Origin of the sequence: Providencia sp. PROV156 (assembly GCF_028480905.1) — a bacterium.
In the GTDB taxonomy this organism is placed as follows: Bacteria; Pseudomonadota; Gammaproteobacteria; order Enterobacterales; family Enterobacteriaceae; genus Providencia; species Providencia hangzhouensis.
The window spans coordinates 110889-125001 of sequence record NZ_JAMPPE010000015.1; the positions used below are offsets into that span (position 1 = coordinate 110889).

The following is a 14113-nucleotide window of genomic DNA, read 5'->3' on the forward strand; positions in this document are numbered from 1 at the left end:
TCCTTAAATGTCAACGAACTGGTGGTGATATTAGTAAATGATTGGGAAAACAAATAACGCTAAGCAGCATAGGTGCTTTGCTAACAATAAACAACGGCTATCATCTAAAGTTGATGTTAGTGATTGATGTCAATAATGTGTCATCAATCACTCTGGAGGAATAAATAGATTAACGTCGTCTAGCTATAGATACGCTGAATATGCCCCAGTTATCAATAGATTGGTTTAGTTTTTCAAAGCCCGCTTCTTCAACTAAAGCATCCATTTCGCCTTGGCTACGGCAACGCATAACCCATGCTTGCCCACTTTGGTGGCTTGGGAGTACCCGGGCAATCATTTCAACTTGAGGGTGCCATGGTTGACAGGTATAAATTAATAGCCCGCCAGATGGAATTGCCCGAGAAAGCCCATTTAATGAAGCCTTTATCATTTCATTATTGGGGAACAGCTCATACAAACCACTGACGATGCCAATTGTTGGCGATGGTGAAACCGCAGCTAGATCATCGGCATCAAAAGCATTACCTTCAGTAAATTGGATTTTGTCTTCAAGGTAACGTTCTTTTATATGTAATCGCCCTTGCTCAACATTGATAGGGCTATAGTCTCTTAGCAGGACGGACTCGACTTTTCCATAGTCATTAATCGCATCAAAAATATAACGACCTTGGCCTGCGGCAATATCCATAATTCGCACGGGAGTCCCTTTCTCTGTTAGGTCACGAATAGCCTGCCGAATGATGTTTTCAATATTGACTTTGCGTTGGCGTATTCCTTGCCAGCCAATACTGTTGAGATATTGCCTATCAATCACACGGCCAAACAAGCCTTTCCCCTGCGCTTTATCGCGATATACGTAATCAAGGGTCGAACCTGAATCAAACCCTTTATCATAACCAATACGAATACCTTCAGAAGCTTTGCCAAGTGTGCTCATTGATTTGCTCATAATTTTATAAGCAAGATTTTTGGGGCACCATTTAGGTAATGGAGTCATGAGTGAACGATATTTTTCAGCGCTGACACTCCACGTATCTTCATATTGATAATTATGTTGGTAGCACGGTAAGGCGAATAATTTGCCAATAAACTCACGGATTTTCTCAAGTGGGATATGGCGTTCTTTTTCACCTAAAGTGTCATGATAAAAACCGGGTAATATATGCTTTTCTTTTATTGGGGTGTTTAATTTTTCAAAAAACTGATGTTGAGGCCGGTGGTGAACAACGTGGTCGCTACCCGAAATAAATAGTTGAGTGGGCAAAGTAATTGCACCCGCATCAGCAACGATGCGATCAGCCGTTTTATACAGCTCAAGTAAAATATTGACGGCAATAGGGCGAGTGATCAATGGGTCGCGATTAAACGAATCAATTCGTTGTGCATCGTGAGTGAGAAATTTAGCTTTAACATACGAATTTACATAGAACAAGCCTCGAGCCTTTTGCATTAAAGCAAGCCCTGTTCGGGCAAATGGAACATACAATTTAACTTTAAATGCAGGGGAGGCGAGTACCATCCCTCGAATTTTGGGGGCGTAGTCATGAACCCAAGCGGAGACAAGAACGGCACCAACACTTTGCCCAATGACAATGATATTTTCTAACGGAATATTATATTCAGCGGAAATGTAACGCACAAACTCATCGACATCATTGATGGATGTGCTTAGTGAAGGGCTATAACCTCGAGGGCCATCATTTCTACCATGGCCACGGGCATCCCATGCAAACATAGCATAGTCAGGTAAATTGAGTTCATCGACTAAATGGGCGACTCGGCCGGAATGTTCATGGCCTCGATGAAATAAAATAATCGCTTTGTTGGTCGGAGTCTCCGTTGGCCAATGTCGATAAAAAAGAGAAGTATGGTCACTGGTGGTAAATTGAGACTCAATAACGGGACGTTGCGTCAGATAATCTGTCTGAACGTTCATAATTCTTCCTTAATTATTATTCGCAGGTGTAGATAATTCACAAAGAGCACGGCGAATACGGTTATAGCAAGTATAAAACAGCAACAAAGTTAAAAGGATAAACAGATAATTTACCCAACTAGAAAAGATAATCTGTGGAAAAATGCTAACGAGCAGTCCTAGCGTACCAAAAATAAAGGCTCGATCACTTTTACCAATAGGGCCGTCATAGCGCCGAGATGCACCAATTGATTGAGCGATAACGCCAATAAACTCAGTGAGTAACGCAAGAAATAGAATTAATAAAATAAGCCAAAATGCTTGAGGGAAAATAACGGCAAATGGTAAGTAGAGTGCGACATCTGAAATGACATCACCAAGCTCATTCAATATTGCACCCAGATGGCTTTTCTGGTTGTGTTCTCTTGCTAACATGCCATCAATCGCATTGAGTGCCATACGAATAAACAGAACGAAAGGTAATAAAATAAACAGGTGCGGATTTGGAATGAACAGTAATAGCATTCCGCTGATCACGGATAAAAGTAAAGCCGCCAAAGTGACTTGGTTGGCGGTAACTCCCACACTAAATAACTTATGAACAATTGGACGAAGCAGATCTTGAAATTTAGGTTTCAGATCGTAAATGGTCATTGAGTGTTCCTTTCTCGTCACTGCACAATGATGCAGCTTTGGGATATATCAATACCCGATTGATTGATGTCTGCAATAAGAGCTATCTTAAGTTAGAAAATAACCAAGGAATATAGCCGTGTTATTTTAGTAAAAAAATCATTCAAACTATTTGAATAATTAACTAAAAGCATTTAATGAAATTAAATGGAATGGATTTATTCACGTTGAGGAAAACAGATTAACAATATGATACCCGATCACGTCAATATCTTTTGTTTATCGATTTTTGAACGCATTCGTTTAAATTGGCTGGGTGTCATTGTGGTCATTTCTTTGAATTTACGGCAAAAAGCGCTGTGATCAGCGTAGGCACATTTACTGGAAATCTCAGTGATTGAAAAATCATCTTCGAGCAGTTCAATAGCATGTTCAAGCCGCATTTTTTGAATATATTGCTGGGGGGTTATCAAAAAAATAGCTTTAAACTGGCGGTTTAATTGGGAAAGGGAGAGGCCAGATATTTCAGCAAGAGTTGTCATTTTTATAGCGGTATCAAAATGTTCACTAATATGGCGTTCAACACGGCTAAGCTGGTTGTTCAGCTTAGGACTGACAGATTTTACATCTTGTAAATCCACTGAAATTCCTGCAACCCCAATAACCTGGTTACGTGTATTAAAAATAGGAACCTTAGTCGTTAAGCACCATCCCAACAAACCCGCTTTATACAGGTGAAGCTCTAGTTTATTAATGACGCTAATTTTCTTTTCCATCACTAAATAGTCCTGAGAACTATAGCTTTGGCCGAGTTCCGAATGAAAAATATCCTCAGCGCCTTTACCAACGAGATGATTAACACTGTCGATTTTACAACGAGTAGCTAGATTATCATTAGCTAATAAATACTTTGCATTATGGTCTTTTATAAAAAAAGTCACATTAGGCAAGGTATTAATTAGAGGCATGATTAAACCTAAATGATTTAATAAAACGTCAATATTATCAACGGGAAACAGCATGTTTTCCTGACTAATCAATAGCAATTTATTTAGATTGATCATGCTGCGCTCCGAAATATTAAATTAATCTTACTAATTCTGTTAAATATTTTGAGATTGTGCAGAAAACCGCATAAGTTTGTTAGAAAGATATCAAGAGTTGTTAACAAAAATCAAGCATTCTATTAACAATGATAATAAATAGGATGCTAACTGATGCAATCTCAATATACCAAAATTGAAGTTATCGATTCCCATACCGCAGGCGAGCCAACTCGGCTAGTCATTGATGGATTCCCTGATTTAGGGCAACAAAGCATGGCATCGAGATTGGAGCAATTACGCAAGCAACATGATGTATGGCGTAAAACTACCATTTTAGAGCCACGTGGCAATGACATTCTTGTTGGCGCATTACTCTGCAAACCACAAAACCCAGCGGCAACAGCAGGTGTGATTTTTTTTAACAATCAAGGTTATCTGGGAATGTGTGGCCACGGCACTATCGGTTTAGTGGCCTCGTTGCATTTTCTCGGTCATATCACTTATGGCAAACATCTTATTGAAACTCCGGTAGGAGATGTGACGGCGCAACTACACCAAGATGGTAGCGTGAGCATTCAGAATGTTTATTCATATCGTTATCGCAAAGCGGTACAAGTTAATGTCCCAGATCTCGGCCCCATTACTGGGGATATTGCTTGGGGTGGAAATTGGTTTTTTCTTGTTGAACAGTCACCAGTCGCCATTGATTACCAAAACATTAAAGTACTGACAGAAATTAGTTTAAAGATTAAACAAGCCTTAGCTGATCAAGGTGTTTGCGGTAAAGATGACCAAGAAATTGACCATATCGAATTATTCGGTTCACACCCCAATGCTAATAGTCAAAGTTTTGTTTTGTGCCCTGGTGGCGCTTATGACCGCTCGCCTTGTGGAACGGGGACCAGCGCCAAACTTGCCTGCTTAGCGGCAGATAAAAAACTGGCAGCTGGTGAAATCTGGCATCAAGCCAGTGTTATTGGTAGCCAATTTCAAGCCAGTTTTCAGCAGGCAGATGAAAACGGCATTATTCCTACTATTCGCGGACATGCCTATATCAGTGGGAAAAATACCTTATTGATAGATGAACAAGACCCATTTCGGTTTGGAATTTCGGTGGCATAGGGGAATGAAATGGAACGCAAATATCCAGTGATTGTAGTGGGTGGCGGTATTATTGGCCTGAGTATTGCGCTGACAGTTCAAGCTAATGGGTCAAACGTATTGTTGCTTGATAAACATGAAATTGGCCAAGGCGCCTCATTTGGCAACGCAGGGCATATTGCGACAGAACAAGTTTTTCCGATTGCTGACCCGAGTGTCTTAAAATCACTTCCAAAAATGCTACTTGACCCATTAGGGCCTTTGCGCTTGGATTGGCGTTATCTATTACCCTTAACCCCTTGGTTAATAAAATTATTGGGTAATATGCGCCATAAGCCTTTTACCCATATTCATCACACTTTGACGACATTAAATAGTGCCGCTTTTGATTCATGGCAAGCATTTATTCAAAAATGGCAATTAAGTGACCTTGTCAAAATGAAGGGGTCACTGTTGGTGGCTGAGAAAAAAGAAACTCTCGATAAGTTAAGTCATCACAGTGAGTACCTACAAAGTATTGGTGTGACAAATCAATTGATTGGTCAAAATGCGCTACTCACACGCGAACCTGCTTTATCTGAAAGCCAAATCGGGGGCATTTTTTATCCAGATACAGGCCATGTTGTGGATTTATGTGCATTACACCAAAAATTGACCGAGGCGTTTTTACAAGCGGGTGGGCAGGCATTAACCCACTGTGAAGTAACAGAAATTACATCAACATCGAATCAACAAGCCGTATTGACAACGACCCAAGGGCAGTTCACAGGACAAAAAATTGTTATTGCAGGTGGCGCATTCTCTAAATCATTAGTCAAAATGGTCAGCCGCATCAAAGTGCCACTTGAAACAGAGCGTGGTTATCACCTGATGTTGCCTAATGAATTAAGCCGTTTATCAATACCTGTATCAAGTATGGATAGGCGTTTTATTATGACGCCAATGTCTCAAGGGTTACGCCTTGCAGGAACCGTGGAATACGCAGGGCTAAAGCGCCCCGCAAATATGCAGCGTGCTCAACATTTTCTTCCGTTAGCACAACCAATGCTCAAGGAAACATTAAACAGCCAACAATCGACATCATGGATGGGGTTTCGCCCATCCACATCAGACTCATTGCCAGTTTTAGACCACAAAGGTCCCTATATTTTTGCATTTGGTCACCAACACTTGGGGTTAACCCAAGCGGCGATCACCGCAGATATTGTGAATAGTTTTATTCATCAGCAGCCGACAAGCATCGACTGTACCCCTTTTTCCATTGAACGATTTCTTTAATTTTGAGGAGAATTCAAATGAATTTCCATGGCATTCTTGTTCCTTTAGTGACCCCGTTTCATGATGATTTAACACTAAATGTCAGTGCACTTGCTGAATTAACTGAAAAACTTATTGAGCAAGGTGTTACCGGTTTAGTAGTTTGTGGAACAACAGGGGAATATTACGCTTTAAATGAAGATGAACGTAAAACCGTGTTATCTACCGTTTGCAAGATTGCAAAAGGGCGAGTGGCATTAATTGCGGGCATTAACGACTTATCAACCGAGGGGGCAATTGCACGCGCGAAACAAGCTCAAGAGCTCGGTTATGAAGGGGTAATGTTATCGCCTCCGCCGTATAGTCTGCCGGACCAGCAAGGGGTGTATGCCCATTATGAAAAAGTCGCAAAATCAACACCATTACCCATTATTATGTACAATTTTCCCGCTCGGATTGGTATTGAAATCGACATTGAAACGGTCATTAAGTTAGCTGAAATTGACAATATTGTCGCCATCAAAGAAAGCAGCGGTAGCTTTAGCCGAGCATTGCATCTATTACAAACACCATTCAAAAATTTCGAGGTTATTTGTGGCTGTGATGACCAACCTGTGGATTTCTTCTTTTGGGGTTCGAAAAGTTGGATAGCGGGGGCGGGGAACGTATTCCCAGCAGAGCAAGTTGCTATTTTTAATGCAGCGCAGGCGGGTGACTGGCAACAAGCGAAGCAAATTATGACTGAAATCTATCCTGCAATTTACTCAATGGAATCAGGGAACTATAACCAAAAAGCCAAGGCGGGTTGCTTGAATGGAACGTTCAATGTTGGCCCGGTTCGTTTGCCTCTGTCAAATCTAGCGTCTCAAGAACGCGATGAATTCATTAAATTAATTAAACGCTAGGGGGAAATATGACCATGACCCAACAGCAGGTGTTTGAATGTGCAAAACAAGGGAAACTGTGGGCGGGCAATTTAATTGCAGGGCACCCAGAACAGCAAAATAAATTAGAAAACCGTACCCCAATCGATAATAGCGTTATTGGTTTTATTGCTGACGGTGATGCGAACGATATTAATGCCGCGGTACAGGTAGCGCGTAACACATTTAATCAAGGTGAATGGCGCGGATTATCGCCTCAAGAACGTAAAGTTATCATGCTTAAATGGGCTAATCTCATTGAAAAACACAGTGAAGAACTTGCAGCGCTAGATTGTATTGATGCAGGTAAACCTATCACTGAATGCTTAAATACGGATTTACCCGCAACGATTGACACCTTTTATTGGTATGCCGAAGCGATTGACAAACTGTTTGGTAAAATTGCACCAACAAGCCATCAAGAATTGGGGTTGATAGTGCATGAGCCTATTGGCGTGGTTGGTGCAGTGTTGCCGTGGAATTTCCCTGCTCAGATGTTTGCATGGAAAGTGGCACCTGCTCTCGCGGTAGGCAACTCGGTGATTGTGAAACCTGCTGAATTAACCTCATTAAGTGCTTATCGTATGGTGGAACTGGCCTATGAGGCAGGGGTCCCTAAAGGCGCATTAAGTTTAGTTTGTGGGTTAGGTGAAAAAGTCGGGGAAGCTCTTGGCCGCCATCATGATGTGGATGTTGTGTCATTCACCGGTTCAACAGAGGTAGGGCGTTTATTCTTAAAATATTCAGCAGAAAGTAACTTAAAAGAAATTGTACTCGAATGTGGGGGAAAAAGCCCTCAAGTGTTGTTTGAAGATGCCAATATTGAGGCGGCAATTCCGCATATTATGGCGGCTGCCTTTTGGAATATGAGTGAAAACTGTAGCTGTGGTTCTCGCTTAATTGTGCACGAAAGCATCAAAAAAACACTATTAGAGAAGCTTGCCGCCGCCGTTAAAGAATGGAAAGTCGGCGACCCAAGGCATGCGGATATTTCAATTGGGCCAATGGTCGAACAAGCTCACTTTGAAAAAGTGAAATCATTTTTAGATACCACATTAAAAGAGGGCGGAAAACTCATTGCTGGTGGGAAGGTCCATCATGAATTGGGGGCTGGATGGTATATCGAACCGACAATTTTTGATGAAGTCACGCCTGAAATGTCACTATTTAAGCATGAAGTTTTTGGCCCTATTTTAGCTGTTACGTCTTTTAAAACTGATGATGAAGCGGTCGCTTTGGCCAATAACACTCAATATGGTTTAGCGGCTTCATTTTATAGCCAAAATATTCACCGAGCCATGCAAATTGCACAGCGCATTAATGCAGGTACCGTTTCAGTCAATGGTTTTAGTGAAGGCAATATTACAACGCCGTTTGGTGGCTTTCGTCAATCAGGCTTTGGCGGTAAAGACAACGGTTTAGAGGCATTTGAACAATACACTCAAACCAAGGTTATCTGGTTTATTCATCAATAAAAACGTTGACCTGAGTACCTTATTGGACTCAGGTTTTTTTTACCCTGCAAATACAAATAAACAATTACAATAACGAAGGAGTACAAAATGGAAGCCATCGTTAATACAATCGTTGGTTACATCTGGGGTAATGCATTAGTGGTGTTATCGCTAGGTGTTGGGCTCTATTTTACATTAGCGACTCGCGGTGTACAGTTTCGCTATCTCATTAAAATGGTATGTTTGTTAAAGGAAAATAAAGCGTCAAAAGAAGGAATTTCCTCCTTCCAAGCATTCTGTTTAGCATTATCAGGGCGTGTAGGGGTAGGTAATATTGCGGGTGTGGCGACAGCTATTGCCGCAGGCGGCCCTGGTGCGATTTTCTGGATGGTTGTCATGGGGCTATTGGGGGGAGCTAGTGCATTTATCGAATCCACACTCGCTCAAATATACAAACAGCGCTCTGATGGCCAATACCGCGGTGGTTCCCCTTACTATATCGAGAAAGGGTTAAAACTGAAGCCATTTGCTATTATAGTGGCTGCGGTTATTTGCCTTTCTTATGGAGTACTGGTTCCGGGTATTCAAGCCAATACCATTGCTGACTCCTTTCAAACTGCATTTAACTTACCCCCAATTGCGACAGGCGGCATTGTGACAGTGCTGATGGCATGGTTAATCTTTGGTGGTGTAAAACGTATTGCGAGTGCTGCAGACAAGATCGTGCCAATTATGGCATTGGCGTATATCGTCATGATGGTGATCATCTTGGGCAGCCATTATGAACAAGTGCCGGGTATGTTCAGTTTAATTTTCCGTAGTGCGATGGGAATGGACGCAGTATTCGGTGGTATTGTTGGTACGGCTGTCTCATGGGGTGTGCGCCGTGCCGTTTTTTCCAACGTGGCAGGTGCGGGTGAAGCCACATTTAGTTCTGCGGCGGCCGAGGTAAGCCACCCTGTAAAACAAGGGTTAATTCAAGCGTTTTCTATTTATATCGATACTGTCGTTGTGTGTACAGCATCAGGTTTGATGATCCTTGTCACCAATATGTATAACGTTTTTCCAGATGGTTCGGCGACTGCCTTAGTCGAATATGTTCCCGGGGTTGCCGCGGGGACCGCATGGACACAAATGGCGGTATCAACAGTCTTTACTTCTGCAGGGTCGGGATTTGTCTCAATCGCCGTATTTTTATTCGCTTTCACAACCTTGATGGCCTATTACTATATTGCAGAAACCACGATTGTTTATCTCGATAGAAAATTGCGTTACCCCATTTTGAAATTGATACTTAAGTTTGTATTTCTGATTATTGTTTTTATGGGAAGCGTCCAGTCAGTTAGCTTAATGTGGAGCCTTGGCGATATTGGGTTCGGTAGTATGAGTTACCTTAATCTTATTGCCATAGTCTTCCTGTCAAAACCTGCATTACGAGCACTGCGTGACTTTGAGCGGCAGGAAAAACTAGGCGTTGATCCGGTGTTTGACCCCAAAGTCGCTGGGATAGAAAATGCAGAACTCTGGGAAGATATAAGCCGCGAATATCACGAACAAGGAATTGGTATAGAACCGAAAGAGAAAAAAAATCAAGGGATGGCATATCAAGAAGAAGAGAGGAAAAACTAGAAGAAAAATGGCGGTGAGGGAGGGATTCGAACCCTCGATACGTTGCCGTATACACACTTTCCAGGCGTGCTCCTTCAGCCTCTCGGACACCTCACCGTTTTTCTAAATCTGTTGTGGAGTAGGGAATAAAAACCTGCTCTGCAACGGGGCGCTACTATAGGGAAAATAGCGTCTAACGTCAACTCCCTATTTATCCTTTTTCCGACTTTTGTTGCTGTTTAGCTAAATAAAAAACAATTTGATTATTATCTAATCTTAAATGTTATCAGCTAAGGTAAATAATACGTTTAATGTTAATTTGAAACGGCAAGTCGTGAAGATAAAAAGCGTTAGCTAGTTAACAAAATTCTGATTGAATACAGTGTATCGGCTTGATTAACTTGAAAAGAAATGCCATTCGGCACACTCTGTTAGAAACTAAAGAGGAGTTGCCATGAATATTTTATTTTACCATCCATTTTTTGATTCAAAACAGTGGATTGAGGGCATGAAAGCGCGATTACCCCAAGTGAATATTCGCCAATGGGAAAAAGGGGATAACCAAAGTGCAGATTACGCTATGGTTTGGTTACCGCCTTATGAATGTCTCGCTGGTCGCAGTGATTTAAAAGGTATTTTCGCGTTAGGTGCGGGTGTGGATGCTATTTTAAAGCAAGAACAAGACAAACCTGGGACCTTACCGGCAGGCGTTCCTGTAATGCGTTTGGAAGACACTGGAATGGCGATTCAAATGGAAGAATACGCTTGTGCAAAAGTGTTAAGCTACTTTCGTCGTATGGATGAGTACCGCCAATTACAATCACAGCGACAATGGAAGCAATTACCAGCCTACCAACACGAAGACTTTGTCATTGGTGTTATGGGAGCAGGGGCATTAGGGCAAGCGGTTGCAAAACGCTTAGTCAGCTTTGGTTTTCATGTAAGAACATGGAGTCGCTCTGAAAAACAACTTGATAACGTAAAAAGCTATTTTGGTAATGACCAATTAGCTAGCTTTCTTTCTGGAACCCGTGTGATTATTAATCTTCTGCCAAGCACGCCAGAAACGGTGGGAATTTTAAACCAGCAACTATTTAGCCAATTAGAGCAAGGGGCATATGTTATCAACCTTGCACGTGGTGCTCATCTGATTGAGCAAGATTTGCTTTTAGCGCTTGAATCAGGGCAAGTTGCAGGTGCTGCGCTTGATGTTTTTGCGAGTGAACCGTTATCGCAAATGCACCCGTTCTGGACGCATCCACGCATCGCTATCACGCCCCATGTTGCCGCCTTTACAAAACCGAAAGAAGCTATGGATATGATTGTCAGTAATATCCAGCGCATCGAAGCTGGCCAAGCACCTATTGGTGTGGTTGATATGCAACGCGGTTATTAGTCACTTCTTTGTTGCGAGTGGTCTTTGTGAACACTCGCAATCATCACCCCTAATATCTTTCCTATTTTTTCGATATACTGAAAGTAACTGCTTCGGTCACGAGGTGTGACTACTGAATCTGAAAAATAGGATAATATATGAACGAATTTTCAATCGTCTGCCGTATTTTGGGGACACTATTTCAACGTAGTCCCTCTGATAGCCTCGTAAAGCCGCTTATTGATATGATTGCTCAAGATAAATTAAAAGGATCATGGCCATTGGAGCAAGATGAATTATGGTCGCGCATGGCAAAAGATCTCGATATCAATGCGGTTAATGCGGATTACCAAGCCCTGTTTGTAGGTGAATCCCCAGCAGTTTCAATGCTAGCGAATGATTACGATTCTGAAATTACAGAAGCAGAAGTTCGCGAATTTTTAACGGTGAGAGGAATGTCCCTGACGAATGCACCTGCGGATGCTTTTGGTGCGTTACTACTCGCGGCTTCTTGGTTGGAAGACCAAGCGGCAGAAGATGAAACAGCCGCCCAAGAAGAATTATTTGATAGCTATATTCTTAGCTGGTATGGCAGCTTTCTAGGTAAAGTTGAAGCGCATGCTACAACCACGTTCTATCGTACTTTAGCTCAAATTACGCGTGATGCAGTTATTGCTCTGCGTGATGAGCTTGACTCAGAAACCGAATAATTGTGACGCTGTCACTTTTTTTATGATGATGTTACTTATGTTTTAGTCAGCGGTATTGATTAATAATTTTGTTTGAGGATTGAATAAGTCAGAAAGGCAACAGATTTTTTGTTGCCTTTCATGCTTTTATCAATCGAAATAATTTATGGTTAAAATTAATCAACTAATGGAATGACCAGTTTGCCCGGTTTGATTTCAAGCCCTTTAGCGAGTTTCTTCGCAGTTGCTTCAGCAGCACCATTATCTGGATTTAACACATAAACAGGCTGAGTTTCAAAGAAAGTTTCAAGGGAACTATTTAAGTAAGGAATAACAGCTGACATTGCCGTATCCATATTTTCGGGTGTTACCTTGTAACTGCTAATATTTAACTCTTTTAAGTAAATTGAGCCTGTTTTGGCGTCAAAATAAGGACGAGCAGTGAGGGTCAGGTTAATTTGTGCTTGTGCTTTACCAATCAGCGAGTCTAATTTAACGCTTGCATCCCCTGTCAGTGCGACTTTTCCAGGCTCACTGCGGCCGATTTCTGATTTTAAATTAGCGAGTTGAATATCCGCATCAGCGAAACCAGTAATGCCGACCTTGTGGTCATATTTTACTTTATTAGCAAGATAATCATTAACTTGTGATTCACTAATACTAAACTCAGATAATTGACTACAACCCGATAAGAGAGTGAGAAAGCCCACCATAGCGGCGATTATAAACTTCTTCATAAAGACTCCTTTTACAGTAATACCGCTAGTTTAGCGCATTACTGCCCACTCAACATGACTGTTTCAATTTTTTTACGGTTAAATTGCTTATGCAGTGCCCATAAAGTGATAAAACCGATGATCCCTAATAAGAACCAAGGTAATTGTGGCATATTCCATTGGTGGCCAATATCGTACATCCAGCCGCCACCGGTGTAACCGACAGCTCCGCCTAAAGCAAGGCCTAAGCGGCTAAAGCCCATATAGCTCCCTCTGGCTCTTGGGTCAGCAAGTGATGCGCTTAGTGTTTCTCTAGCAGGGTCGGCAGTCACAGTACCTAAATAAAATAGGCAAATAAGGGCAAATAGCGTGTTGAGTGAGGTTGTCATGCCAATTGGAAACATGCTGAGACTCATTAAAAATAGCCCGGCCATGAGCCGTTGCTCAAGGCGAAAATGTTTTTCACTCCAACGAGCAATAGGGTAAAGCAATGTTAAGGATATCGCTGCTTCAATCGCATACATCCATTTGACGGCAGTTGGCGTCCCTGCTAACTCATTGACAACAATAGGAAACATAAGCATCACTTGTACTGACAACATAAAATAGCCAGCTAAAGTGACTACATAAGTCACAAAGCGTTTGTCTTTTAGTACGCGACCCATACCTTCTTTAATAGGGGTTCTGATGGTTGATATTCGATAAGCAGGTAACAACCAAGCATTACAGATAGCAGCAATAATAAAAACAGCAGCGCCAACCCAGCAGACATAATGAAAGTCATATTGTAATAACCAACTACCAATCAGCGCCCCAATAACGGCTCCAGCACTGTCTTGCATTAAGAGTAAAGAATAAAAACGGCCACGTTCATAAGGGCGAGTTAATTTAATAACTAATGCGGTTCGTGGGGGATCAAACAAGGTTCCACCCAGTGCAGAAAGGACGCAAGATAACCATAAAACCCAAGGGTCATGGGCCACTGCCATCACTGCAAAACCACTGGCACGTAATAGCATTCCAATGACAATCATGGGTTTCGCACCAAACCGGTCAGCGATAGCACCGCCAAAGATACCTAAACCCTGTTGAACAAACTGACGAAGCCCTAAGGCAAAACCCACCACCACGGCGGCCCAACCCAGTTGATCAACAAAACGAATGGAAATAAGCGGAAAAACAACAAAAAAGCCGAGGACAACCAACATGTTGTCAAGCAAAAGGAAATACTTACCAAGGCTTCTTGCCCGTGACACCTGCGCCATGAGACACCATCAGAAAAATAGCAAAGAGGGAATGATGCTTAAAATTAGTTATTAATAATATCAGTATATTGAGGTTTGATAGATGATATTTTTTTATCGATAAATATTCGTCATACTTCACTCTGTGACGG

At 41.9% G+C, this 14113-nt stretch carries 12 protein-coding genes and 1 tRNA gene; 7 read left to right on the forward strand and 6 right to left on the reverse strand.

The annotated features are described in order from the left end of the window. Positions 1–169 precede the first annotated feature (169 nt). From PSF31_RS12680 to PSF31_RS12690, 3 genes are all read right to left on the reverse strand, one after another. Entirely contained in the window at positions 170–1936 is a 1767-nt protein-coding gene (locus PSF31_RS12680; RefSeq protein WP_096864839.1) for a bifunctional alpha/beta hydrolase/class I SAM-dependent methyltransferase, read from the reverse strand. 9 nt (positions 1937–1945) lie between these two features. Then, positions 1946–2569, reverse strand: a complete 624-nt coding sequence (locus PSF31_RS12685; RefSeq protein ID WP_094962521.1) for a CDP-alcohol phosphatidyltransferase family protein — start codon at positions 2567–2569, stop codon at positions 1946–1948. A 239-nt stretch (positions 2570–2808) separates the two neighbouring features. Continuing rightward, on the reverse strand, positions 2809–3612 hold the full coding sequence (locus PSF31_RS12690; protein ID WP_096864840.1) for a helix-turn-helix domain-containing protein: 804 nt from the start codon (positions 3610–3612) through the stop codon (positions 2809–2811). 153 nt (positions 3613–3765) lie between these two features. Here PSF31_RS12690 and PSF31_RS12695 point away from each other — a divergent pair, with 153 nt between their 5' ends. The 5 genes from PSF31_RS12695 to PSF31_RS12715 all read left to right on the forward strand — a co-directional run bounded on the left by PSF31_RS12695 (position 3766) and on the right by PSF31_RS12715 (position 9958). Continuing rightward, positions 3766–4716, forward strand: a complete 951-nt coding sequence (locus tag PSF31_RS12695) for a 4-hydroxyproline epimerase (protein ID WP_004255115.1) — start codon at positions 3766–3768, stop codon at positions 4714–4716. 9 nt (positions 4717–4725) lie between these two features. Further along, positions 4726–5973 carry an NAD(P)/FAD-dependent oxidoreductase gene (locus tag PSF31_RS12700; RefSeq protein ID WP_096864841.1) on the forward strand — a complete coding sequence of 416 codons (1248 nt, stop codon included), beginning with the start codon at positions 4726–4728 and terminating at the stop codon, positions 5971–5973. 17 nt (positions 5974–5990) lie between these two features. Then, positions 5991–6857 (forward strand): 4-hydroxy-tetrahydrodipicolinate synthase, encoded by an 867-nt coding sequence (dapA, locus tag PSF31_RS12705; protein ID WP_096864842.1) that lies wholly within the window; start codon positions 5991–5993, stop codon positions 6855–6857. An 8-nt stretch (positions 6858–6865) separates the two neighbouring features. Further along, a complete protein-coding gene (locus PSF31_RS12710) occupies positions 6866–8350 on the forward strand; it encodes an aldehyde dehydrogenase (RefSeq protein ID WP_096864843.1) in 1485 nt (494 codons plus the stop codon). Between the two features lie 87 nt (positions 8351–8437). Continuing rightward, positions 8438–9958: an alanine/glycine:cation symporter family protein gene (locus tag PSF31_RS12715; protein ID WP_164560992.1), complete on the forward strand. Its 1521-nt coding sequence runs from the start codon at positions 8438–8440 to the stop codon at positions 9956–9958. 8 nt (positions 9959–9966) lie between these two features. Here the strand turns inward: PSF31_RS12715 and PSF31_RS12720 are convergent. Beyond that, positions 9967–10054 (reverse strand) — tRNA-Ser (locus PSF31_RS12720). Between the two features lie 337 nt (positions 10055–10391). On the opposite strand from PSF31_RS12720, the gene ghrA reads away from it, so the two are divergent. After that, positions 10392–11333, forward strand: a complete 942-nt coding sequence (ghrA, locus tag PSF31_RS12725) for a glyoxylate/hydroxypyruvate reductase GhrA (protein ID WP_004255104.1) — start codon at positions 10392–10394, stop codon at positions 11331–11333. A gap of 137 nt (positions 11334–11470) precedes the next feature. Next, entirely contained in the window at positions 11471–12022 is a 552-nt protein-coding gene (locus PSF31_RS12730; RefSeq protein ID WP_096864844.1) for a TorD/DmsD family molecular chaperone, read from the forward strand. A gap of 155 nt (positions 12023–12177) precedes the next feature. Here PSF31_RS12730 and PSF31_RS12735 read toward each other — a convergent pair whose 3' ends face one another. Next, complete coding sequence (locus PSF31_RS12735) at positions 12178–12738, reverse strand: lipoprotein (protein WP_096864845.1); 561 nt, start codon at positions 12736–12738, stop codon at positions 12178–12180. A gap of 38 nt (positions 12739–12776) precedes the next feature. After that, on the reverse strand, positions 12777–13982 hold the full coding sequence (gene mdtH, locus PSF31_RS12740; protein ID WP_004255096.1) for a multidrug efflux MFS transporter MdtH: 1206 nt from the start codon (positions 13980–13982) through the stop codon (positions 12777–12779). Between the last annotated feature and the right edge of the window lie 131 nt (positions 13983–14113).